This window comes from Fluviicola taffensis DSM 16823, assembly GCF_943372375.1.
GTDB classification, from domain to species: Bacteria; Bacteroidota; Bacteroidia; order Flavobacteriales_D; family Crocinitomicaceae; genus Fluviicola; species Fluviicola taffensis_A.
The window spans coordinates 1-25,413 of sequence record NZ_CALRYJ010000027.1; the positions used below are offsets into that span (position 1 = coordinate 1).

Here is a 25,413-nt window from a genome sequence, read left to right on the forward strand (position 1 = left end):
TCAGTTATTACTTTTATAGAAAAGTGAAAAGGAGCGAGAACACATATGTGCCTAAACAATCCTTGAGATATGTTCACACATAGATATCGTCTCCTCCTTTTTTATCTCTTAGAGTTTAAACAGAATGTAAGGAACTGAAGTTGATTTAGATCAGTATCCAGAATATCCAACCAGGAGAAAAGACGAAGAGAGATATTCACTTTTTGAATTTAATTGTTTGAAGGATGAATGTTTTGAGACAGGTTTTAGGAGTAGATGTAGCTCAAAAGGAGCTCGTCGTAACATTAGGAAGATTAAGTCAGGATCTTACTACAGAACTTTATTCACGTAGGAAGTTTGCTAACAAGGAATCAGGTTTTGATGCTTTGTTAAAGTGGTTAAAGAAGCATACTGTTGCAGATTTTCAGTTACATGTTGTAATGGAAGCTACCGGCGTATATCATCAGAAATTTGCCTATTTCCTGGATGAAAACGGAATTGATTTGTCGGTGGTCCTTCCCAATAAGATCAGCAACTATATGCGAACACTATCGATTAAAACGATTACTGATGCTACCTGTGCAGATGCTATTGCTCTTTTTGGACTGGAACGCAAGTTGGAAAACTGGAAACGACCGAAGAAACTCTACAAAACACTTCAGCAGTTGACGCGTGAACGAGATCAAATTGTATCGGAAAGAGTGATGATCAAAAACCAGATCCATGCTGAAGAATCGGAAGCTGAGCCTAACAAAAGAAGTCTTGATCGGTTAAATGTACGACTTCGGTTAATGGACCAACAGGAAAAAGAAATCAAAACCGATATTAATGAGTGTCTTAAAAAAGACCATTCAGTCAAAGAGGTTGTTGACAGGATCTGTACTATTCCTGGAGTAGGAATACTTACGGCAGTCACCATTTTAGGGGAAACAAATGGCTTTGAGTTAATCCGAAATAAAAAGCAACTCACTAGTTATGCAGGACTGGATGTAAAAGAAAAGCAGTCAGGAACTTCCATTAAAGGCAAATCTAGAATATCCAAGAAAGGAAACCGCCATCTTAGAAAAGCAATGCATTTACCAGCGCTGACCGCTATTCGACACGATGAACGTTACAAAGAACTGTTTGCAAGGCTCGTTTCCAGACATGGGATCAAAATGAAAGCTGTGGTAGCAGTTCAGCGAAAATTATTAGAGCTGACTTACATTTTATTCATAAATCAAATGATCTATGATGCTGAAAAACTTAGCTTAAATGAGAAAGAGCAGCAACTGCAATAGCTACTACTCTTTACAAGCTAGCTCAAGGCTGCTTTAATAAAATAAAGGTAAAGAAAATTTAGTTTTCTTTTGGATACTAACACAGAATCTATGTGGTTAGACAAAGCAGATTACTTCGGTTTTTCACGTATTTCTACCAACTGACGAACGGCGTTCATCCGTTTAGTAAGCGTGACATCCCTTTTTCCCTTCATTATCCGGTATTGATTCTCACCTTTGTTATCTAATTCATATATCAGACTCACAATGGAGGCGAAAAATGTAAGATTTAATACAAGTAAGAATAAAGACTTTCAATCGGAATTAAGAAAACGGGTTGATTCTTATTTCAAAGAAAACAATATCAGTAAAAACGGGAACTGGAAACTATACATCAAGACTTTTGTCATGTTTTCAGCTTATGTGGTTCCATTTTTGTTAATCACTTTCAATGTTTTTGATTCCAAATTGAGCTGGTTTATCCTGGCTGTTTTGATGGGATTTGGAATGGCCGGAATCGGAATGAGTGTCATGCACGATGCAAACCACGGCAGTTACAGTAAAAACGAGCGACTGAATAAAATTCTGGGATTCTTCTCTTTGGCTTTCCTTGCCGGAAATTCACAAAACTGGAAAACTCAGCACAACGTTATTCACCATACATACACGAATGTCCATGAATTGGATGAAGACATCGCTCCTATCGGTGTATTGCGTTTTGAACCGCATTCTAAGAAAAAAGCGATCCACAAATTACAGTTCATTTACGCCTGGTTTTTTTACGGGTTGATGACCTTGATGTGGAGTACCGTGAAAGACTTCAAGCAAGTGATCCGTTACGACAAGGAAGGTCACGTGAAAGCGGCTGGAACAACTTTAGGAAAACAGCTTTTCATTATTATCATGTCCAAACTTGTTTATTTCAGCTACATGTTGATTCCTTTCTTCGTGGTTCCTGAGATGACATTCTTAAATTGGGTGGTAGGTTATTGTGTGATGCATTTCGTTGCAGGATTAACTTTGGCAGTTGTTTTCCAATTGGCACATGTAACCGATGAAAATGAATTCCCAATGCCGGAAAACAATGAATTGGAGCATAGTTTCATGGTTCACCAGTTGAGTACAACTATGAACTTCGCAACAAACAACCCGGTGATCTCTTATGTTGTCGGAGGATTGAATTTCCAGGTGGAACATCATTTATTCCCTTCTATTTCGCATATTCATTACCCGAAAATCTCTAAGATTGTCCAGGCAACTGCGGCAGAATACAACTTACCGTATCATACAGGGAAATCTTTCTGGGGAGCACTTGCTGCTCACACAAAAATGCTTTACACGCTCGGAAGAGTTTAAGAAATAGCCGGTTTAAAAGCCAAAAGAATGAGAAGCCTTTCTGCCACGCAGAGAGGCTTTTTTGTGTTCCGCTCTCGGTTTGTGGATATTGAATTCCCACGGAACGCTTACGCCTTAGCTCTAGCGCACGTGCCGGAGGAACACGGAAGAAGTGATTAATCGATTTGAAATGCATATGTGCTCGTCTGTGCCTTCGCTGAAGCTTCAGCATAAGCGTTGTGTTCTTCCCCGGGAGAAAAAAACAATGCAGTTATTCGAGAAGCACCGAATATTTTCGCCCTACAGGTAAAACAGTCTGATTGGAAAGAACCACCTCCGTTTTTTTGAACTCTGCGATACTTTCCCGCTTGACGATATACGATTTGTGGATCCGTATAAACTGGGAAGGTGGTAAAACAGATAAGATATACTTCATCGTTTGGGTAATCAACAGTGGTTTTTCATTCATCAAATGCAAACGGATATAATTCCCAACCGCTTCTATATATAAGATGTCACGGGTTTGAATGGTTCTTAAGATTCCCTCGTGCTTCACCTCAATTTCAGGAAACAGATCCACTTCCTTTCTAGGCAAAGGTCTGTCGATGATCTTATTGATCGCTTTCAAAAAACGAGGATAAGAAATGGGCTTCAACAGGTAATCCACCACTCCATTCTGATAAGCCTCAAAACCGAAGTTGCTATACGCTGTCGTTAAGATCACAGAAGGCGAATAAGGCATACATTCCAACAATTCCAATCCGCTGAGTCGCGGCATTTCGATATCCAGGAAAAGGATGTCCACTTGGTTGTTTCGCAAAAACTCCAGAGCTTCCTGCCCGTCATAAACATCACCGATTATTTCGAGTTGTTCCGTGCGTGCAATATGCGCCTGAATCACCAGATGCGCCGGTGCTTCGTCATCAACTATGAGGCATTTGTACTTCATCCCTACAAGATACTATTTTCGTTACAATACAAGTGTCAATTCAACCGTATGAATATCATCGGAATCCGTAATAATCAGTTCATGCTTGTTATTGTACATGAGTTGGAGGCGTTGTTTCGTGTTTGAAATCCCCGTATTTGTGCCCGAAAATTCCCGTCTACCGGGATCGTAATTATTCCAGATTCGGAAAGTCAGCTTCTGCTTATCCGTACCAATAAACAGGGAAACAGTCGGTTTTTCTGTTCCACTGCTATACTTGATGGCATTTTCTATGAAGGGCATGAATAACATCGGCGAAAGCATCAATTGATTGGTTACAATCTTATCGGTCAGGCTAATAGCCAACTTAGGACTTCTGTTCTGCTCGTAGCTCAGGTATTTCTTAATGAAATCCATTTCTTCATATAAGGGAACACGTTCCTTTTTGGAAGACTCAATCTGATACCGCAATAAATCGGAAAGTTCCAGGATCTTATCCGGAGTCTGAGTTGGATCAGTAAGTGCTGTGGCATACAGATTATTCAGTGAATTAAACAGGAAGTGGGGATTCAGTTGTGCTTTCAAGTGACGAATTTCATCATCCTTCTCCAGCAAGTCTGTCAAAAACCGTCTGTTTCGATCCAGGATATTTTTGTGCACGTAGTTAAAACCGAGTCCGATGAGATAAATCAAGAAAATGGAAATACTCATCGTGATCACGTCTCCATTTGGAACGAATGAAAACGGGGTGAAATAATTGATCAGGAAATAACTGGTAAAAAGGGAAACCGTTCCTAAGAAATACTTGAGATTTTGCTTACCGAAGAAGCGTTCATACAAGAACCGATTATGGATGTACACCTGGATATGTGCTATGGCAAACATGATTCCTCCGTTGACAACCACATGAAAAAACCGACCTTTCTCATGAATCTGATGATTCCCATCGACAAGTACCATAATCAGTCCCAGCAAACAAAAGAATAGGTATACCACGATATTCCGCAGCCAAAAGTTGAAGTATGACAATTTCATAAGTAAAGTTATCATTTTAGAACAATTCACGACCAATACTACCTATTGATCTCATTACCCATTCCAATTTAAAGCTTTTCTGAATTAGAACAAAATCAAGAAGTTAACAGATGGATCATCCTGCTTTCATTTTGGAATAATGGGGGAAAATCAAAAAAAAATAAAAAAAGTGAGTGAATTCTTGCGAATTGAATAAAGGAATTGTTAGATTTGCAACCCGATTCCAAAAGAGGAACGGTCATATGCGAGAGTGCTTCCGCCACGGCGGAGTGAGCACAACCTCAAATGAAGTATTAAAATGCGAGAGTAGCTCAGTTGGTAGAGCACAACCTTGCCAAGGTTGGGGTCGCGAGTTCGAATCTCGTCTCCCGCTCAAAGAAATAAAGGTCATTTTTGAAATGGCCTTTATTCTTTAAAGTCCGCTCGGATGGTGGAATTGGTAGACACGCCGGACTTAAAATCCTGTGCCTGTATGGGCGTGCGGGTTCAAGTCCCGCTCCGAGTACAAGAGAATTGAAGGAAGACTTTGGTCTTCCTTTTTTTATTCTAAAAAGCTTGTGAATTGGCTTCCACCTTTCACAGGAAAGTTAAGTCCCGTTGGTGTTTACATCTTCGGGATTTTTCATTATATTCAATCCCATGGCAACTATTTACATCTTATATTCTGAAGATCTAAATCAATTCTATATTGGGAGTTGTAAATCCCAAAAATTAATATCTAATTAAGTTCATCTAAAAAACAAGAAGGATCACTTCATTCCGAAGCCCGCTTAATATTCATTTTTGCCCGTTTCGGAAATAAACCAAGACATCTTTTAGTTGTAACCTCTATTTTTAAGACATGAAAAGAAGCTATTGGGTTTTAGGAATCTGTTTATCCTTTGGTGTATCCTTTATTGGGGCATTTCCTCGTTTACTGAGATCGGAGGTGATTGGATGGTCTTCTTTTATCAATTCAGTCATTTACACAGAGATTTTCTCTCTTCTCTGTTGGTTTATTCATTTCACTTTAATGGATAGCAAAAAACTCAACAAATTATTTCCCAACAAATTTTTGTACGGCTTGTTGAGCATTCTCTTTGTCGGGCAACTTGCCTATGGCTACAATATTTTATTTTCTGAAACAATTTCGGAAGCATTGCAACTACAACACATGGCTCCCGAAAAAAAAATCGTTCTTCTTCTTATTCGAGGAATGAGTATCAGTGGTTTTTATTACTTTATTATTCACTCACTGCATGTTTCAGCTGAAAAACAGAAACATGAATTGGAGATTGAACAGCTAAAACAAATACAACTTCAAGCCAATTTAAGTTCTTTAAAGGAGCAGATCAGTCCACACTTTTTATTCAACACCCTCAATACTCTTAGCACACTGACGCAAGAGGTAATGGTTAAAGATTACATCAACGAATTAGCCAATGTATACCGTTATGTTTTACAGTATAAAGATGAAAATATTGCTTCTTTAAAACAAGAACTTAGTTTCATAGAATCGTACCTATACATTATTAAAACGCGTCTGGAAGATTCCATTGAAATAAGCGTAAATGTTGAACACAATATGTGGAACTCCAAAATCCCTCCGTTAACGCTTCAACTATTAATTGAAAATGCGATTAAACACAATATAGCCGCAGCACATCATCCCTTAAAAATTAAGATCTATACTGAAAACAACTATTTAATAGTCCAGAATAATTTTCAACCGAAACGATCAGTCACACATTCTACTGGAAAAGGGCTTGAGAATATCACCCAAAGGTATCAATTGATTTTCAACCATGAAATTTACATCGAAAAGCGTGATGATGTCTTTTTAGTTAAACTTCCAATTATAATTGAATGAAGGTACTTATTATCGAAGATGAGATTAGGGCCGCAAGAGAACTAAAAAAGATTATCCTCCAAATGGATGATACAATACTCATTACAGCCATTATCGATTCGATAGAAAAAGGAAAACAATGGTTTGATGAAAATGAAAGTCCGGACTTAATATTCTCTGATATACAGCTTGCAGATGGATTATGCTTTGACCTCTTCAATCAAATCGAATTAAAATCCCCCATCATTTTTTGTACCGCATTTGATGAATACCTGATGAATGCATTCGACACGAATGGAATCAGCTATTTATTGAAACCTATTACTCAAAAAAAAGTAGAGAAAGCCTTCGCTAAATTCCTCCAATTCAAAGACAATTTTCAAATAGACCCAACAAATAATTTTAACTCTCTGACAAAAAATCTGAAAGTAAATTACAAAACAACTCTTTTAGTCTACCAAAAAGAAAAAATCATCCCGATTCCAGTAAGAGAAATCGCATTCTTTCATCTTGACAATGCGGTCGTAAGCATTACAACAGTGACTAACCGGAAATTTCACCTTTCCTCCAATCTGGACGATATTCATAAAACATTAGATCCGGAGCATTTTTATCGTGCAAATCGGCAATATATTATTCAACGTGCCGCTATTGAGAATGTGGAGCGCTATTTTGCCCGAAAACTAGTTGCTAAACTCATGGTAAAAACTCCCGAAAAATTGATCATCAGCAAAGCCAGAGCATCTGATTTTTTAAAATGGCTGGAGGGAGATGCATTGCTCTAATCGCTTACACTTAAACTGTTCGATCCATCTAAAGATATTGAAGTAGAGATCAGCGTACAGAAATAACGTTCCCGAACAATAATCACCAACAGATGTCTGCTTGCGCCACTATTTTGCCTGTTTCAGTCTTCTTTTCTTTACGAGGAATATGTCAACATGATAGATTTGCGCAACTCTTTTTTGAATTATGAAATATCATTTGTTATTACTATTCTTCATAACAGTTGGAATAGCCCAATGTCAAAGCTTAAAAAATACCGTTAGCGGAACAATTAAGGACGGGGAATCTGGTGAAACGCTTATTGGGGCGGTTGTTAGAGTAAAACAACTATCATCCACAGGAACCACTTCCAATGAATATGGTTTTTACTCCATTACATTACCACAAGGAAAATACACACTAATCATTCAATACAGCGGTTACCATACAGATACAATGACCATCGATCTAACTCAAACTTTGTTGCGAGACATTCAATTGCAACCTCTGGAAAATGAATTAGAGGAAGTAAAGATTTTGGCGACCAAACAAAATGACAACATCACTAACCCGCAAACCGGGATGGAAAAAATAGACATTCTTGAAATTGGTAAAATTCCAGTCCTTTTCGGAGAAAAAGACATCATTAAAACCATCCAATTATTACCTGGAATCAAATCTGTAGGAGATGGCGGAGGCGGACTTTATGTCCGAGGCGGTGCAGGAGATCAAAACCTGATACTTTTAGACGAAGCATTAGTCTACAACGCTTCTCACCTACTAGGCTTTTTCTCCACATTCAATTCAGACGCATTGAAAGATGTAACAATTTACAAGGGGTCTCAACCAGCACAATATGGTGGCAGACTTTCTTCGGCAATGGATATTCGCATGAAAGATGGAAACAAACAACGTTTTGAAGCCAATGGAAGTATTGGGCTAATTTCTTCTAAGCTCAGTATTGAAGGTCCAATTGTAAAGAACAAAGGATCTTTCTTCATTTCAGGTCGTAGAACCTACGCCGATCTTTTCCTAAAACTCGACAAAAAATACAAAGGCACAACGCTCTATTTCTACGACCTCAACGCAAAGGCAAATTATCGACTTAGTAAGAAAGACCAGCTTTACCTTTCCGGTTACCTCGGAAGAGATAAACTAGGTGTACACACGCTTTTTGGGCTTGATTGGGGAAATGCAACCGGCACCTTGAGATGGAACCACTTGGTCAATAGCAAATTATTCTCCAATACATCTGCAATCATTAGCAATTACAATTATGTGGTTGGAGTAGAAAGAGGCGGTTCCGATTTTAACTTAAATTCAAATATACTTGATTACAACCTCAAACAAGAGTTTCAGTATTTCCCCAATACAAAACATGCCTTTCGATTTGGATTAAGCGCTATTTATCACACCATTGTACCCGGAGAAATTAGTGGCGAAACATTAAATAATACTTCCCTCCAAAAACGTTACTCTTTAGAAAATGCAATTTTTGTTTCAGACGAATGGAAAATAAATAATCGATTAAGTATCGTTGCAGGAATCAGATTAAGCAGTTTTTCAATAATTGGTGCTGGTGATTTCTATACACTTGATGAGAACCATAACGTGTTAGATACGATTCACTATCAACGTGGTGAATTTGGTAAAACCTATTTCAATCCCGAACCACGAATTTCAGGTAGTTTTCAAATTAACTCATCGAGTGCCATTAAAGCCGCATATTCACGAAATGCTCAATACATTCATCTTCTATCGAACAGCACCGTATCCAGTCCGACGGATAAATGGGTTCCAACAAATAACAACATCAAACCCGAGATTGCAGATCAACTGTCTTTAGGTTATTTCCAAAATTTAAAAAACAATCAGTTCGAAACCAGTGTTGAGATTTATTACAAAGGTCTACAGAACCAAATTGATTACAAGAATGGGGCTGATGTTTTATTTAGCGATCAATTGGAAACGCAACTTTTAACTGGAATAGGCAGAGCTTATGGGTTAGAATTGTTTGTCAAGAAAAAAAAGGGAAAACTAACCGGATGGATTAGCTATACCTTATCCCGCACAGAAAAAAAAATTACTGGAATTAATAACGATAAGTGGTATGCAGCCAGACAAGATAAAACACATGATCTATCAATCGTAGTCTGTTATGATGTAAATGAGCGAATTAACATTTCGACTACATGGGTTTACAGCACAGGAAATGCTGTGACCTTCCCTACTGGAAAATATTACCTGGATCAGCAGGTTGTCTGGCTTTACACCGAACGAAACGGTTACCGTATGCCTGCTTATCACCGACTGGACATTGGGGCGACTTTCAAATTAAAAGATCACCAGCATTTTAGCAACGAGCTGGCCATCGGTATTTTCAATGTGTATGGAAGAGAAAATGCCTATTCCATCTCATTTCGCGAGAATGAAAATGACCCAAGCAAAACAGAAATCGTTCAAACCTCATTATTCCGGTTTGTTCCTTCAATATCGTGGAACTTCAAAATAAAATGAAATGAAATCAGTTTACAGCACATTTATTCTTCTTTTGTTATTCACCCTTGCCTCTTGTGAAAAAGTAATCCAGCCGGATTTGAAAAATGAGAAACCACAATTGGTCATTGAAGGCGAGGTTTCAAATCAAGGTCCGGCATGTCGAATAAGTATATCCATGAGTAGCTCGTTTAACGAGGCTGGAAATTTTAATGGAGTGACGGATGCAGTAGTAAAAGTGAGTGATAACTTAGGTAATTCGGAAACCTTACCCATGCAATCTCCGGGCATTTACCAATCAACTATCCTCTCAGGAATACCAGGAAGAACCTATTTCTTGAATGTTTCCTACGACGGAAAAGAATATACTTCAGTCTGTAAAATGCCTAGCAGTGTGAGTATCGATACCTTATTTCAGATGACTCAAATTGCAAATGGAAACACGAGGCGATTTTTAATTCCTGCATATACAGATCCAATTTCTGAAAGCAATTATTATCGCCTAAAGGTTTATTCAAATGGAAAACCTATAAGCAAAATCTTTGTAAGAAAAGATTATCTGACAAACGGAATAAATGTCACTCAGCCAGTTGGTCCTTTCCTATCTGAGTTTGTTCCAACTGATACTGCCACCGTTTGTTTAATGGGAATAGACAAAAGCATCTATGAATACTTTAACGGCCTGGAACAAACCTTAAACGGAAGCAGCTCTGCACCAGCTAATCCCGTGAGCAATATATCAGGTGGTTGCTTGGGATATTTCAGCGCACATAGCAAATCAGAAAAAAAAATCAAGATAATAGATTAGCAATCCGAAAATAAACGATCATTTGTCATTCACCTAAAAATCAGTCCCTCCTTTAAAATTGTTTGAAATTTTCCATTACAAATAGATTTTGTTAAATTCATTACATGCCATTTCCCAACGTAAATTCTAGTGCCACGCAAGAATATAGCTCCAATCTAGACGAGATGAAAAACCTATCATCCACTTATTTAACCATTCATACACCATAAAAATTTTTTATTTAGTAATTGATTGATTATTTTTACGTCAAATAAAAAACTATGAAAAAAGTATACTTAGGCTTATTTACTTTAGTTATTGCTGGTTCGGCTTCGGCTCAGTTAATGAACAAAAATGTGCGTGGAGCGCAAAGAATCCAAAATATCGGTGAAGTTCCTGCTAAGGCAACTCACAATTTGGAAAAAGCGGTTCCTTTCTGGACAAACAATTTCTCCACTTCTTCTGATTGGACAATTGCAAATGCTGGTGGCGCAGGATCTCCTGCTCACACATTGGGTGATTGGGCTATCGTAACGGATGTAAATGCTATTCCTGTAACTGCATTGAAACCGGCTGGTCATACAACAGCTGCAAACGGTTACGCTTTGATTAACTCGGATGCTGCAGGTAGTGGTCAGACACAAAATGCTACAATTGTAACTTCATCCGTTATCAACTGTACTGGAAAAGCAAATGTTTCCATCATTTTCCAACAATCTACACGTCACTTCCAAGAATTGTACTACGTAGTTGTTTCTAATGACAATGGGGCAACCTGGACAGATTTCCAAGTAAACACTTCGATGGCGGTTAATACAAATTCAGCGAACCCTGCTCTTGCTCAAGTGAACATCTCTTCAGTTGCAGCAAACCAGGCAAACGTGAAAGTTGGTTTCCGTTATGTTGGTGCATATGACTGGTTCTGGGCTGTTGATGATGTACAATTAGTTGAGACAGACAATTTTGACTTATCAGCAAACGGATATTTCTGGGGTGTTGAAGGAACATGGGGAGCACGTTTACCGTACTACCAAACTCCAATCGCTCAGATCAATCCTATCCATTTCGCAGGTTTAGTTGAAAACAAAGGTGCAATGTCTCAATCTGATGTAACATTCACTGCTGAAATCGCTTCTGCTTCTTACAACCAAACAAGCCCAATGGGTACTTTGGCTCCGAATGCAATTGACACATTTGATATCAGTACTACATTTACGCCTGCAGCTTCTATTGCCAGCTTTACTGTTACTGGTTCTACAACTTCCGGTAGTACAGATGCAAACTCAACAGACAACGTTGCTCCTGCATTAGCTTTCGCTACAACTCAGACAACTTTTGCACGTGATGCGCAAGTAGTTGAGGCTGGTTCTTACAACCAAGGTCAAGGATACGAAATGGGGAACATCTTTGATATCACAGCAGACCAAACATTGACAGGTGTTGATGTATTCGTAGCTGCGACTTCAACTGTTAACTGTCAGATCTACGGATTGTTGTATACTATTGATGGTACTGGTAACTTCGTTTACGGTGCACCTACAGCATTACACACAGTTACTGCCGGTGAATTAGGAACAATGATCACACTTCCACTTACAGGTTCATTCCCTTTAACTACAGGTAACTCTTACTTGTTGGTTGTTGGTTCTTACGGTGATGGTGGTGCAACTGATGATTTCGTTGTTGGAACATCTGGTATTTCTGAAGCACAAACTACATTCTACTTGGATGGAAACGAAAACACAGGTACTTGGTACTATTCCACTTCTACTCCAATGGTACGTATGAACTTCAACCCTTCATTATCAGTTTCTGAAAATGCAGCTAATGTAAATGTAAACGTATTCCCTAACCCGGTTGTAGGTGAAGCTACAATTGAAGTGAACGGAGCAGTTGCATCTGCAATTACAGTTGTTGACTTAGCAGGTAAAGTAGTTTACACTACAAACGCTGCAGAAGGTACTTCTAAAGTTTCTTTCTCTACAGCTAACTTCTCTGCTGGAGTTTACACAGTAAACGTTTCTACAAACGCAGGAACAGTTACTAAGAAAATGGTTGTTAAGAACTAATAACTCATTATAAAAGCAAAACACCCCGGTTCCAGAAATGGAGTCGGGGTGTTTTGCTTTGGTACAATCTGCTTCAAAAGCTGAATAAAAGCATTATTTAATTCTTTGAACCTTTCAACTTTTTGAACTTCACAAACTGTTACTATATTTGCCTCCTCGAAAAAACAAATTATGAAAGCATACGTATTCCCCGGACAAGGTGCTCAATTCTCAGGAATGGGAAAAGACCTTTACGATTCCTCCGATTTAGCAAAACAACTATTCGCCAGAGCAAATGAGATTCTTGGTTTTGATATCCAAAAAATCATGTTTGAAGGATCTGATGAAGAATTGAAACAAACCAAAGTGACACAACCCGCCATTTTCTTGCATTCAACAATTCTTGCCGCGTGTTTGGGCGACAGTTTTAAACCGGATATGGTTGCCGGACATTCACTGGGAGAAATTTCATCCTTAGTTGCAAACAAGACCCTTTCATTTGAAGATGGTTTGCGTTTGGTTTCCAAAAGAGCTCTTGCCATGCAGGCAGCCTGTGAAGCCGTTCCTTCTACCATGGCAGCGATTTTAGGATTGGAAGACAATGTAGTGGAGGATATTTGCAAATCCATTGATGGAGTTGTAGTTGCAGCAAATTACAATTGCCCGGGGCAGTTGGTTATTTCAGGTGCTATTCCGGCTGTGGAGGAAGCATGTGCAAAATTAACGGAAGCAGGTGCAAAACGCGCGATGATCCTTCAAGTTGGTGGAGCATTCCATTCACCGTTAATGGAACCTGCAAGAGAAGAATTGGCGAAAGCAATTGAGTCAACCACTTTCAGCAACCCGATTTGCCCTGTTTATCAAAATACAACTGCAAAAGCAGTAACAAATCCGGATGAGATCAAAAAGAATCTGATTGATCAATTGACAGCTCCTGTTCGCTGGACACAGACCATGCAGCAGATGATCGCTGACGGTGCTACTGAAGTCATTGAAGTTGGACCAGGTAAAGTGCTACAAGGACTTTTCAAAAAGGTTGACCGTGCATTCCCGACATCCAGTGCGGAAATTTGATAAAAGAAAAAAGACGTGAAATATCACGTCATCTGCATAAAAAAAGTCGGGGCGAAAAATTTTCGCCCCGACTTTTTTATATATTAATCTACGTATTAAATTAATTTCTTGACAAAGTCGTTTTCACCGCTTTCACCAATCTTTCCACATTTGGTAATGCAGCATCAATCAATGTCGGTGAAAATGCAAATGGAGTATCTGTTTGTGTCACACGCATCACCGGTGCATCTAAATAATCGAATGCATAGCGTTGCAAGTGGTATGCGATTTCAGAAGAAATGGAAGCCAAAGGCCAAGATTCTTCCAATACCACACAACGATTCGTTTTCTTAACTGATTCAACGATCAAGGCATAATCAATCGGGCGAATGGTTCTCAAATCGATAATCTCAAGCGAAATCCCTTCCTTCTCCAAAAGCTCAGCAGCTTCATAAGCCACTTTAATGATCTTACCAAATGAAACGATCGTTACATCTGTTCCTTTGCGTTTGATATCTCCTACTCCGATTGGAATGATGTATTCCCCTTCCGGAATCTCTCCTTTATCACCGTACATTTTCTCGGATTCCAAGAAAACAACCGGATCATTATCACGAATTGCAGCTTTCAATAACCCTTTCGCATCGTATGGATTGGATGGAGTGATTACTTTCAAACCTGGAACATGTGAATAGAATGCTTCAAAACTTTGGGAGTGAGTTGCCGCCAATTGACCAGCAGTTCCATTACCTCCTCGAAAGACAATCGGACATCCGTACTGACCACCGGACATTTGCAACATTTTCGCAGCAGAGTTGATGATCTGATCCGCAGCCAAAATCGCGAAATTCCATGTCATGAACTCAACAATCGGGCGAAGGCCATTCATGGAAGCTCCAACAGCAATACCAGCAAATCCTAATTCAGCAATCGGGGTATCAATGACACGTTTTGGACCAAATTCATCCAACATTCCTTGAGATACTTTGTACGCTCCATTGTATTCAGCAACTTCCTCACCCATCAGGAAAACACCTTTATCACGGCGCATTTCTTCTGACATAGCTTCACGAAGGGCTTCTCTAAATTGAACAGTCTTCATTCTTATCGTTTTTTATTTCGCTTAAAGCAGGTCAAAATTAATCAAAATTCGTTTCTAGCACACCAAAATAAGGAGGAAGAACACAGATTTTCAGCAAATAGTGAACAAATTGTTTAAAACCTACACTTACTATGTGTGCATAATATTTTATTTCATCCGATGATTTGATTATTTTTGTTCCCGAAACTAAAGTTTAACAAGCAAATACTGTATTGTGTCAATTCGTACAAAATGCGGTTCACGTTTAAATAAAATATAAATATGAAAATTCTTGTATGTATCAGTAAATCTCCAGATACTACTTCGAAAATTGCGTTCACAGACGGGAACAAGCAATTCGATGAAAATGGAGTTCAATACATTGTCAATCCGTACGATGAGTGGTATGCGCTTGTTCGTGGTTTGGAATTGAAAGAAACATTAGGTGGAAACTTGACAATTATCACCGTAGGAAATGCAGCTGATGAAGCAATAATCAGAAAAGCGTTGGCAATTGGTGCAGATGATGCAGTTCGTGTTGATGCAGATCCAAAAGACGCTTATTTCACAGCGATCCAAATCGCCGAGTACGCAAAATCAAATGGATTTGATCTGATCCTGACCGGTAAGGAAACAATCAATTACAACGGTTCACAAGTGGCTGGAATGATTGCAGAAGCAATGGATTTACCATTTGTTTCCCTAGCGACAAAATTGGATATCAACGGAACCACTGCTCGTATGGAGCAAGAAATCGTTGGAGGTGTTCAGGTAGTTGAAGCAACTCTTCCTTTAGTCGTTTCGTGTGCAAAAGGAATGGCGGAACAACGTATTCCAAACATGCGTGGCATCATGGCAGCTCGTACAAAACCACTTACAGTTATAGCTCCTTCTTCCGCAGAAGACCTTACTGCATATGTGGAATATGGATTACCGGCTCCAAAATCTGCTGTGAAAATGATCGATCCGAACAACATGGACGAATTAGTTGCTTTGTTACACAACGAGGCTAAAGTTATTTAATAGACAATCCGAAATTATGAATATTTTAGTTTATATCAATTCATCCAATCACTTGGCAAAAAGTGCGCTTGAAGCGGTTACTTATGCAAAGAAAATCGGAGGAACAATCACAGTTGTCGCTACTGGATCAGTAGCTGATGCAACATTAGGAACTTTAGGTGAATACGGTGCTGAAAAGGTATTGGTTGACCGTTCGGTAGCTACTGAAGATTCACAACAAGTGACTCGTTTGATTGCAAAAGCGGCAGACACGACAGGAGCAGAACTGATTATTTTCTCTCACGACCTGGTTGCCAAAGCAGTGGCACCTCGTTTATCTGTTCGTTTGAAAGCAGGATTGATTTCCGGAGCAGTTGATGTTCCAAATGCAAACGGGCAAATAAAAGTGAATGTATTCTCCGGAAAAGCATTTGGATTCGTTTCCGTTAAATCCGCTAAAAAGATCATCTCTCTTCTTCCAAATTCATTGCAACCGGAACAATCAGGATCTGCCTGCCCGGTTGAAGCATTTGACGGAGCGGCAGGTTCTTCTGCTATCAAGGTTATTGAAACAAAAATACCGGAAGGTGAAATTCCATTGCCGGAGGCTGAATTGGTTGTTTCTGCAGGTCGTGGATTGAAAGGTCCTGAAAACTGGGGAATCGTAGAAGATTTGGCAAAAGCTTTGGGAGCTGCAACAGCATGTTCACGTCCGGTTGCCGATATTGGCTGGAGACCTCATCACGAACACGTAGGACAAACCGGTGTTGCTATTCGTCCGAATCTATACATTGCAGCGGGTATTTCCGGAGCAATTCAGCATTTGGCCGGTGTAAACGGTTCGAAGGTAATTGTAGTGATAAATACGGATCCGGAAGCACCTTTCTTCAAGGCTGCTGATTACGGTGTAGTGGGAGATGCTTTCGAAGTACTTCCGAAATTAACGGAGGCTGTAAAAAAATTCCGTTCAACACCGCACTAAGATTAATCTATTTAATTATTTTTACGAAAGTAAATCCGAGGAGGGAAGCACGTTAAAATGCTTCCCTCCTTATTTAAACCCTTCGTAAGGAAAACGTTCGAATGGACAAGATTAAACTCGATATCATTGGACTGTCATACAGTCAAACCCAAAGTGGTGCTTACGCTTTGGTTTTAGCCGAATCCGGCGGGAAACGACGTTTGCCAATTATTATTGGTGGTTTTGAAGCCCAGGCTATTGCCATTGAATTGGAAAAAATGACCCCGACAAGACCACTTACTCACGATTTGTTTAAATCACTTGCCCAAACCTTTGCGATTCAATTAAAAGAAGTGGTCATCTACAATTTGCAGGAAGGGATTTTCTTTGCCAAATTGGTTTGTGAAAAGGAAGGTGTCTTTTCGGATATCGATGCAAGGACATCTGATGCAATTGCGTTAGCTGTTCGGTTCGATTGCCCGATCTACACATTTGAATCCATCCTTTCATCCGCAGGAATCCTTTCAGATGAGTTCATGGAAGAGGACGATGAAATTGAGATTGCCGATTCAGATGAGAATGAATTCACCAAAATGACCAAGGAAGAACTGGAAGAGCAAATTCAAATTGCCATTGACAATGAGGATTATGAACTAGCTTCCAAGATCCGGGACGAAATCAACAAGCGCGGAGCGTAATTCGCATTAAGTATCTACACTACTATGGGGAAATCTATCAAATTTCGTTTGACCGTTATGAGTTTCCTCCAATTCTTTGTTTGGGGAGCCTGGTTAATTACAATTGCAAACTATTGGTTCGATACTAAAAAGTGGGAAGGTCCGGCTTTTGGAGATGTATTCAGTACACTTGGATTTTCATCCTTATTAATGCCGGCATTAACCGGAATTATTGCCGATAAATGGATCAACGCAGAAAAGCTTTACGGTCTTCTTCATTTTATCGGTGGTATTATTCTTTGCTGTATTCCCTTAGTAACTGATTCATCCACCTTTTTTTGGGTGATCTTTGCTGCTATGGCTTGCTACATGCCAACAATCTCACTCTCTAATTCAATTGGATACACCATACTTAAGAACAACAACTACGACGTAGTAAAAGTGTTTCCTCCAATCCGGGTTTGGGGAACAGTGGGATTCATTGCAGCTATGTGGTTCGTTAATCTTACAGGTAACAAAGCTTCTTATAATCAATTTATTATTTCAGGTGTCGCAGGAATCCTTTTAGGATTGTATTCATTATCACTTCCAAAATGCCCTCCGAGACTTCATTCCGGACCAAAGAAAACATTAGTTGAAGCTTTCGGATTAAACGCGTTTCGCCTGTTTGCAACCAGAAAAACAGCTTTATTCTTTCTTTTCTCCATGATGTTAGGTGCCGCATTGCAGTTGACAAACATGTATGGGGATGTATTTGTTTCAGAATTTGGATACTTTGGTAAATACCAAGATTCACTGATTACAAGATACTCTACAATCGTCATGTCAATCTCTCAGATTTCGGAAACATTATTCATCCTGGCAATTCCTTTCTTCTTACGCAGGTTTGGAATTAAACAAGTGATGCTGATTAGTATGTTTGCCTGGGTTCTTCGTTTTGGATTATTAGCTTATGCAAATCCGAATGAAGGGTTGTGGATGATTGTTTTTTCTTGCATCGTTTACGGAATGGCTTTTGACTTTTTCAACGTTTCAGGTTCATTGTATTTGGAAACAACAACCGATTCCAAAATCAGATCTTCCGCTCAAGGTTTATTCATGATGATGACCAACGGATTTGGTGCTGTAATGGGAAGTTTAGTTAGCGCACGCATCATTCAGAATTATTTCACCTTTTCCTTTGAATCCACCGCTTCTCTGACTCATTATCTGGGGATTAAAAGTGATAATCCTGTTTTTTCAAAATTGACCGAAAATGTAAAAATTGCAGCTGACGGAACGTTTAATGCACCGGTCTCTCTTCGCGATTGGTCACCGATCTGGTTAAGTTTTGCTGCTTACGCATTAGTTATTGCAGTCTTGTTTGCAATCTTCTTCAGACATAAACACAATCCAGCAGAATTGTCGGAAATTTCACACTAATTGTTTACTAAAAGATTTAATAGTAATTTAATGTTTCAATAACATTGAATGAAAACTACACTCTCCTCTCTGGCACTTGTAATAAGTGTGATTTCCTATGGTCAAACTTTCAACGGAACATCCGGAAACATCCAGGATAACCAGGAATTGGTAAAATCCCTAAACGTAAGTGCTTTGCCAACGACAATCAACCAAACAACTTTTGGTTTGGAACAAGTTTGCCTATCAATAACACATACCTGGGATGCGGATGTAACCGCTACTCTTGAAGCGCCGGACGGAACGCAAATCATCCTTTTTTCTGCCATAGGAGGAAGTGACGATGATTTCGACGGAACCTGTTTGCGTGGAGATGCGACGACTTCCATCGTAGTCCAAAGCGCTCCTTTTAGCGGAACTTTCAAATCCATGAATCCTCTTGGATATGCAAATAACAATCAAAACCCGAACGGAACCTGGAAAATGCGGATCTACGATTCGGCCAGCGGTGACCAAGGAACATTGGACTCCTGGTCCATCACTTTTGGGAACACTCCGGCAACTTATCAGCCATTTGTAAGCAGTAACTTACCAATTGTCATTCTCAACACGAATAATCAGGACATTCCTGACGAACCGAAGATTGAGGCTCAAATGAAGATGATCGATAATGGTCCGGGAAATCTCAATCAAGTGACTGATTTTCCCAACGCATACAACAATAAGATCGGAATTGAAAGAAGAGGTTCCACATCCGGAGATTTCCCTCAAAAATCGTATGGTTTTGAAACACGTGATATCAACGGAACTGTAAAAGACACAATCCTCCTGGGAATGCCCGACGAGCACGATTGGATCTTATATGCTCCATACAATGATAAAAGCTGCATGCGAAACATCCTGACGTATGAACTGGCAAATAAGATGCAGCATTATGCCTCACGGACTGTTCTTTGCGAATTGGTCTTGAATGGGCAATACCAGGGAATCTATACCTTGATGGAAAAGATCAAACGTGACCCCAACAGAGTGGACATTGCAAAACTACTACCAACCGATATTGCCGGTGATGACCTGACAGGCGGATACATCATCAAGATTGATAAGTCTACCGGATCCAATGTTGACGGATGGGTATCCAATTATCTGGCAGCTGACAATTCCGATATCAATTTTCAATATCATTATCCGAAATCCAATGATATTCAACCGCAACAAAAAGATTATATCCAGGCATATGTCGATTCGTTCGAGACTTCACTTGCCGGTCCGAATTTCACGGATCCGACAACCGGATATCGGAAATACAGTGTGCCCGAAACCTTTATCGATTTCCTGATCCTGAATGAAATCAGTAAGAATGTAGATGGTTATCGCCTAAGTACCTTCCTTCATAAAGAGAAAGATTCCAAAGGAGGAAAATTACGCATGGGTCCTATGTGGGATTTCAATTTAGCCTGGTGGAATTCGGATTATTGTGCTGGAAATGATGCTACCGGTTGGCAATACGATTTTTCAACTACTTGTCCGGGTGGATGGCAGCCTCCAACCTGGTGGACTCGCATGTTGGAAGACCCATGGTTTCAGGACGAGTTAAAATGCCGTTGGACAACCCTTCGTCAAACGTTCCTTTCAAACGATTCACTTGATGCAAAGATTGATTCGATAGCACAATACATCGATACTGCAAAAGACAGACATTTTGACAAGTGGCCACTTTTAGGTGTTTATACCTGGCCTAATCCAAGTCCGATTCCTGCAGATTATCCGGGAGAAGTTACAGCAATCAAAACATGGATCATCGATCGGGCGACGTGGATAGACAATCACATTATCGGAACTTGTCATTTGGGAATCATTGAACAGGAAATTGCCTCTTTAACGGTTTATCCGAATCCATTCAATGAAGACCTTCACGTATCCTGGTTTTCTGCGGGAATCAGCAATGCACAAGTGAAATTGTTCAATCTGAATGGAAATGAAATCAGCTTTTTGAAAATAGCTCCGACTTACGGAATGAATGATGTCAAGTTAAGCAACTTTTCAAGCTCTTTAAGCAGTGGGATCTATTGGGTGGAAATCCAGGAAGGAAGTTCAATCAGCCGAGTTAAGGTGGTGAAAAATTAATGTACGGACGCGACGCATCGCGTCACCACTGATCATCTAATTTTTCTTGAGAAATACATCGGGCTGCGGATAGATTCCCTTTCGCTCTAAACGCTTCTCTTTTTTATAGAGGATATAACTTTCAGGAATGAACTGTCCGTCCAATTTGGCTTCGAAGTAAATTCCGCTTTTATCCTCTTTGATGAATTGATAGGTTCCCTTGATTTCCTTTGAAGCGATCTTTTCAATGAGGATTCCCTCGGGTTTCAACTCAACTTCCATTTGCGCACTCTGAACCTGAAAAACTTCCTCTCCCAATTCCAATGCATAGGAAGGAATTTCACCGGTGAAAACGCCCAGGTATTTCTTTTTTATTTCCTGAGAATTCCCACTAATGGAACAAGTTAAGACCAGAAGTAATAAACAAAAACGCATCTTTTAGTTTTGAGTAAAAATAGATAAAGGAATCAACAAACCAATCGAATTATCAACCAAATCAAATTGCCTGCGATTAATTTTCCTAACTTCGGGGTTAGTTTTCCAATGCTCATTTCAACACTCAAATGAAACAATATCACGATTTATTACAGCACATTCTAGACAAAGGAACTTTCAAAGGAGACCGCACCGGAACAGGTACTTTATCCACTTTCGGATATCAAATGCGCTTCAATCTGGAAGAAGGGTTTCCTGTCCTAACGACAAAAAAATTACACTTGCGTTCGATTATCCATGAATTGTTGTGGTTTCTTCAAGGTGATACAAACATCCAATACCTAAAGGACAATAATGTTTCCATTTGGGATGAATGGGCGGATGAAAACGGAAATTTAGGTCCTGTTTACGGATATCAATGGCGTTCGTGGCCAACCCCGGAAGGTGGTTCGATTGACCAGATCTCAAATCTGATCGAGCAGATCAAAAAAAATCCGAATTCACGTAGATTGATTGTAAATGCATGGAACGTAGCTTATGTAGATAACATGGCTTTACCTCCTTGCCACACGATGTTCCAGTTTTATGTTGCTGATGGAAAATTAAGTTGTCAGTTGTATCAACGCTCTGCCGATACCTTTTTAGGAGTTCCATTCAATATTGCATCGTATGCTCTATTAACCATGATGGTGGCTCAGGTATGTGATTTAAAACCGGGAGAATTTATCCATACATTGGGTGATGCTCATTTGTATTCCAATCATCTGGATCAGGCAAAATTGCAATTGGAGCGTGATTTCAGACCGCTTCCAACTATGAAGATCAATCCGAACGTAAAAGACATTTTCGGGTTCAAATACGAAGATTTCGAATTATTGAATTACGATCCGCACCCACATATTAAGGCTGCTGTGGCAGTATAAAACCGAATTAAAACGTAGGGACGAAATGCACAGTAGGGACGAAATGCACAGTAGGGACGCAATGCACAGTAGGGACGCAATGCATTGCGTCCCTACTGTTTTTATACCCAATATTTATTGAAAGGTTAATTCGCCATTTCACTCATAAATTTGATGCGCATCAAACGCAATTCCTCTTCGGTATAATCTCCGTCGAATTCATGATATGCCGTCGCCAAGTCATCTGTTTCAGCTTCTGAAAAGTAATCGTAGATCTCATCCTGATTATCCGAATCCAAAATGTCGTCAATATAGTAATTGATATTCACCCGTGTTCCGGAAGAAACAATTGCTTCAATCTCTTCAATCACCTCATCCATCGATTTACCCTGAGCTCTTCCGATATCTTCCAAAGGTAACTTGCGATCGATATTCTGAATCAGCTGGACTTTCAATACGGATTTATTGATCAATGATTTCACCACCAGATCCTGCGGTCTGTCAATATCATTGTCTTCCACATACTGAAGGATCATCTCAACAAAGGGCTGACCGTAACGTTGTGCTTTCCCTGCACCTACTCCCTGACAGTTTGTTAACTCATCAATCGTGATCGGATATTGGAAACACATATCTTTCAGGGTCGGTTCCTGAAAAATGACAAATGGAGGAATATTGTTTTGTTTTGAAAGTGATTTCCGCAAATCAATCAGCATGTCATATAGAACCTCATCGAAAGCACCACCTTTGCCAGGAGCAACAATTCCATCGTCCTCATCGGAGGCTGAATAATCATGTTGTTTCAACAAGGTAAATGACACCGGATTCGCGAGGAATTTCTTTCCGTTTTCTGTAAACTTCAGGGTTCCGTAAGTTTCAATATCCTTGTAAAGCAACCCGGCAACCACCGTTTGTCTGATAACTGCATTCCAGAAATGTTCGTCGCGTTCTTTTCCAACACCGAATAACGGAGCCTGGTCATGCCGGTAGCTTTTGATTTCAGCCGTCACACCACCGGATAGAAAGGCACAAACGTGTTTGGATTTTTGTTGTTCCTGAAGGAAATCAACTACTTGAAGCAATTGATGAACAAATTCCTTTCCTTCCAATTTCTCCCGTGGATACTTACAATTATCACACATTTCATTGCATCCTTTCTCATCGAAGACCTCTCCGAAATAATGCAAGATGAATTTTCTGCGGCAGACAGACGTTTCAGAATAGGAAACGATCTCACTCAATAACTGTTTTCCAATTTCTTGTTCGGCAACCGGTTTCCCTTGAAGGAATTTCTCCAATTTTTCAATGTCCTTGTAGGAATAAAATGTAATACATTCCCCCACTCCGCCATCACGTCCGGCTCTACCCGTTTCCTGGTAATAACTTTCCAATGATTTCGGAATATCGTGGTGAATCACAAAACGCACATCCGGCTTATCGATTCCCATCCCGAAAGCAATGGTTGCAACAATCACATCCACTTCTTCCATCAGGAACATATCCTGATGCTTCCCGCGGGTTGTAGCATCCAGACCGGCATGATAAGCCAACGCATTGATTCCGTTCACTTGCAGCAGTTCAGCCATCTCTTCCACTTTTTTCCTGGAAAGGCAGTAAATGATCCCTGATTTCCCCTGGCGCTGACGGATATAACGAATGATCTCTTTTTCAACATCCTTTTTCGCCCGGATTTCATAATACAAATTATCCCTGTTGAATGACGACTTGAACAATTTCGCATCCATCATATTGAGGTTCTTTTGGATATCCGCCTGAACCTTCGGTGTGGCAGTAGCTGTCAATGCAATGATTGCCACATCTGAAATTTTCTCAAAAATCTCTCTTAACCTTCTGTATTCAGGGCGGAAATCATGTCCCCATTCTGAAATACAATGCGCTTCATCAATTGCGAAAAACGAAATCGGCACAGAAGTTAAAAAATCAATGTTCTCTTGTTTGGTAAGTGATTCAGGAGCTACGTAGAGTAGTTTTGTTTTACCAGCAAGGATATCATCTTTCACCCGGTTGATTTCGGTTTTACTGAGAGATGAATTCAAAAAATGTGCAATCGAGTTGTGGTCACTCACATTCCGGATTGCATCCACTTGATTTTTCATCAATGCAATCAATGGAGAAACTACAATTGCTGTACCTTCTGATAATAATGCAGGAAGTTGGTAACAAAGAGACTTGCCACCACCGGTGGGCATAATTACAAACGTGTTCTTCTTTTGTAACACATTGGTGATTATATTTTCTTGTTGTCCCTTGAATTGATCGAAACCAAAAAATTTCCTTAGAGCTTCTTTTAGATCATTCTGATCCATAAAGTTTGAATATTAGAGGATTACCTAAATTAACGTTATCGAAATTACAGATAATAAAACGCAAAGGCGCTATAAAATCGGCAACTACACTAAAATACAAGATAAATCAATAAAAAACAACTATTAACATTTCATTACCCGTAAATTTTGATGAATTATTAACTTTGCGCCAAAGTATGGAAGAGGAAAAAAATATGTCGTTCTTACAACATCTCGAAGAATTGAGATGGAGACTGGTTAGATGCGCTGCTGTAATCATCGTTTTAGCCATTGTTATCTGGTCGTTTCAGGACTGGATCATGACCCATGTTTTCCTTTCGATGAGCAAACCGGATTTTTTCACCTTCCATGTGTTCTGTAAATACATGCATTTTATGTGTGTAGACGAAATTCCCATCAATTTTCAATCTACCACCATGGGAGGTCAATTCTCTTATGCATTGTGGATGAGTTTCCTGGGTGGAGTCGTTATCGGGTTCCCTTTTATTTTCCATCAGCTTTGGTCATTCGTAAAACCGGGCTTGAAACAGAACGAAAAGCAAATGGTAAAAGGAATTGTCTTTTATGTCAGTCTTCTTTTCTTTCTTGGAATTTTATTCGGTTATTTCATTGTGGCGCCGATGAGTGTTCAGTTCTTCGGAACCTACCAGATCACCAAAGAGATCAAGAATGATTTCACCATCAATTCGTATATGAGTACAATCCTTTCTACCGTATTCTATTCCGGATTATTCTTTTTACTTCCGATTCTGGCTTATATCATGGGAAAACTGGGAATTGTTTCCTCCGGTTTCCTCAAAAAATACCGCAAACATTCGATTGTAGTGGTTTTAATACTTGCTGCCATTATTACTCCTCCGGACATGATTTCACAGGTAATTGTAAGCATCCCGATCTTGCTTCTTTACGAGATTGGAATTTTTGTAGTGAAACGTGTTGAAAAAACACGCTTGAAAGAGGAAGCAAACCAATAAGTTCTATCTTGTTTTTACCCTGAGTTTTTCTTAG

General features: G+C 39.6%; 20 protein-coding genes and 2 tRNA genes. 17 read left to right on the plus strand and 5 right to left on the minus strand.

Annotated elements, in window-relative coordinates; translation table 11 throughout:
• Positions 1 to 224 precede the first annotated feature (224 nt).
• Together AAG807_RS20385 and AAG807_RS20390 are read left to right on the plus strand one after the other, a co-directional pair.
• Positions 225 to 1,259 carry an IS110 family transposase gene (locus AAG807_RS20385; protein WP_341908244.1) on the plus strand — a complete coding sequence of 345 codons (1,035 nt, stop codon included), beginning with the start codon at positions 225 to 227 and terminating at the stop codon, positions 1,257 to 1,259.
• Between the two features lie 246 nt (positions 1,260 to 1,505).
• Entirely contained in the window at positions 1,506 to 2,594 is a 1,089-nt protein-coding gene (locus tag AAG807_RS20390) for an acyl-CoA desaturase (RefSeq protein ID WP_341908246.1), read from the plus strand.
• Between the two features lie 250 nt (positions 2,595 to 2,844).
• Here the strand turns inward: AAG807_RS20390 and AAG807_RS20395 are convergent, their stop codons facing one another.
• Entirely contained in the window at positions 2,845 to 3,522 is a 678-nt protein-coding gene (locus tag AAG807_RS20395) for a LytTR family DNA-binding domain-containing protein (protein ID WP_341908249.1), read from the minus strand.
• A 21-nt stretch (positions 3,523 to 3,543) separates the two neighbouring features.
• Positions 3,544 to 4,551: a sensor histidine kinase gene (locus AAG807_RS20400; RefSeq protein ID WP_341908251.1), complete on the minus strand. Its 1,008-nt coding sequence runs from the start codon at positions 4,549 to 4,551 to the stop codon at positions 3,544 to 3,546.
• A gap of 285 nt (positions 4,552 to 4,836) precedes the next feature.
• Between AAG807_RS20400 and AAG807_RS20405 the strand changes: the two genes are divergently transcribed.
• The 8 genes from AAG807_RS20405 to fabD all read left to right on the plus strand — a co-directional run bounded on the left by AAG807_RS20405 (position 4,837) and on the right by fabD (position 13,534).
• Positions 4,837 to 4,909: transfer RNA gene (locus AAG807_RS20405), tRNA-Gly, on the plus strand.
• 48 nt (positions 4,910 to 4,957) lie between these two features.
• Positions 4,958 to 5,041, plus strand: a tRNA-Leu gene (locus tag AAG807_RS20410).
• Between the two features lie 507 nt (positions 5,042 to 5,548).
• A complete protein-coding gene (locus AAG807_RS20415) occupies positions 5,549 to 6,385 on the plus strand; it encodes a histidine kinase (RefSeq protein WP_341908252.1) in 837 nt (278 codons plus the stop codon).
• Positions 6,382 to 7,149 (plus strand): LytTR family DNA-binding domain-containing protein, encoded by a 768-nt coding sequence (locus AAG807_RS20420; RefSeq protein ID WP_341908254.1) that lies wholly within the window; start codon positions 6,382 to 6,384, stop codon positions 7,147 to 7,149. The genes AAG807_RS20415 and AAG807_RS20420 overlap by 4 nt, the downstream gene beginning before the upstream one ends.
• Before the next feature lie 187 nt (positions 7,150 to 7,336).
• Entirely contained in the window at positions 7,337 to 9,646 is a 2,310-nt protein-coding gene (locus AAG807_RS20425) for a TonB-dependent receptor (protein WP_341908257.1), read from the plus strand.
• A gap of 1 nt (position 9,647) precedes the next feature.
• A complete protein-coding gene (locus AAG807_RS20430) occupies positions 9,648 to 10,433 on the plus strand; it encodes a DUF4249 domain-containing protein (RefSeq protein ID WP_341908259.1) in 786 nt (261 codons plus the stop codon).
• A 260-nt stretch (positions 10,434 to 10,693) separates the two neighbouring features.
• Positions 10,694 to 12,481 carry a T9SS type A sorting domain-containing protein gene (locus AAG807_RS20435; RefSeq protein ID WP_341908261.1) on the plus strand — a complete coding sequence of 596 codons (1,788 nt, stop codon included), beginning with the start codon at positions 10,694 to 10,696 and terminating at the stop codon, positions 12,479 to 12,481.
• 171 nt (positions 12,482 to 12,652) lie between these two features.
• Positions 12,653 to 13,534, plus strand: coding sequence for an ACP S-malonyltransferase (gene fabD / locus AAG807_RS20440; RefSeq protein ID WP_341908262.1), 882 nt, complete (start codon positions 12,653 to 12,655; stop codon positions 13,532 to 13,534).
• Between the two features lie 100 nt (positions 13,535 to 13,634).
• Here the strand turns inward: fabD and AAG807_RS20445 are convergent, their stop codons facing one another.
• Positions 13,635 to 14,615 (minus strand): pyruvate dehydrogenase complex E1 component subunit beta, encoded by a 981-nt coding sequence (locus AAG807_RS20445; protein WP_341908264.1) that lies wholly within the window; start codon positions 14,613 to 14,615, stop codon positions 13,635 to 13,637.
• 261 nt (positions 14,616 to 14,876) lie between these two features.
• On the opposite strand from AAG807_RS20445, the gene AAG807_RS20450 reads away from it, so the two are divergent.
• The 5 genes from AAG807_RS20450 to AAG807_RS20470 all read left to right on the plus strand — a co-directional run bounded on the left by AAG807_RS20450 (position 14,877) and on the right by AAG807_RS20470 (position 20,762).
• Entirely contained in the window at positions 14,877 to 15,617 is a 741-nt protein-coding gene (locus AAG807_RS20450) for an electron transfer flavoprotein subunit beta/FixA family protein (RefSeq protein ID WP_341908267.1), read from the plus strand.
• 16 nt (positions 15,618 to 15,633) lie between these two features.
• The gene (locus AAG807_RS20455; RefSeq protein WP_341908269.1) at positions 15,634 to 16,578 is read left to right on the plus strand and encodes an electron transfer flavoprotein subunit alpha/FixB family protein; all 945 of its coding nucleotides are present in this window, start codon (positions 15,634 to 15,636) and stop codon (positions 16,576 to 16,578) included.
• Between the two features lie 101 nt (positions 16,579 to 16,679).
• Positions 16,680 to 17,255 (plus strand): bifunctional nuclease family protein, encoded by a 576-nt coding sequence (locus AAG807_RS20460; RefSeq protein ID WP_341908271.1) that lies wholly within the window; start codon positions 16,680 to 16,682, stop codon positions 17,253 to 17,255.
• A 24-nt stretch (positions 17,256 to 17,279) separates the two neighbouring features.
• Positions 17,280 to 18,656 (plus strand): nucleoside permease, encoded by a 1,377-nt coding sequence (locus tag AAG807_RS20465; protein WP_341908273.1) that lies wholly within the window; start codon positions 17,280 to 17,282, stop codon positions 18,654 to 18,656.
• Between the two features lie 48 nt (positions 18,657 to 18,704).
• Entirely contained in the window at positions 18,705 to 20,762 is a 2,058-nt protein-coding gene (locus tag AAG807_RS20470; RefSeq protein ID WP_341908275.1) for a CotH kinase family protein, read from the plus strand.
• A gap of 36 nt (positions 20,763 to 20,798) precedes the next feature.
• Here the strand turns inward: AAG807_RS20470 and AAG807_RS20475 are convergent, their stop codons facing one another.
• Positions 20,799 to 21,176, minus strand: coding sequence for a hypothetical protein (locus AAG807_RS20475; RefSeq protein ID WP_341908276.1), 378 nt, complete (start codon positions 21,174 to 21,176; stop codon positions 20,799 to 20,801).
• A gap of 128 nt (positions 21,177 to 21,304) precedes the next feature.
• On the opposite strand from AAG807_RS20475, the gene AAG807_RS20480 reads away from it, so the two are divergent.
• Entirely contained in the window at positions 21,305 to 22,099 is a 795-nt protein-coding gene (locus AAG807_RS20480; protein WP_341908278.1) for a thymidylate synthase, read from the plus strand.
• A 125-nt stretch (positions 22,100 to 22,224) separates the two neighbouring features.
• On the opposite strand, the gene recQ is transcribed toward AAG807_RS20480, so the two are convergent.
• Entirely contained in the window at positions 22,225 to 24,405 is a 2,181-nt protein-coding gene (recQ, locus tag AAG807_RS20485; protein ID WP_341908280.1) for a DNA helicase RecQ, read from the minus strand.
• A gap of 176 nt (positions 24,406 to 24,581) precedes the next feature.
• Here recQ and tatC point away from each other — a divergent pair, with 176 nt between their 5' ends.
• The gene (gene tatC, locus AAG807_RS20490; RefSeq protein ID WP_341908281.1) at positions 24,582 to 25,379 is read left to right on the plus strand and encodes a twin-arginine translocase subunit TatC; all 798 of its coding nucleotides are present in this window, start codon (positions 24,582 to 24,584) and stop codon (positions 25,377 to 25,379) included.
• Positions 25,380 to 25,413 lie beyond the last annotated feature (34 nt).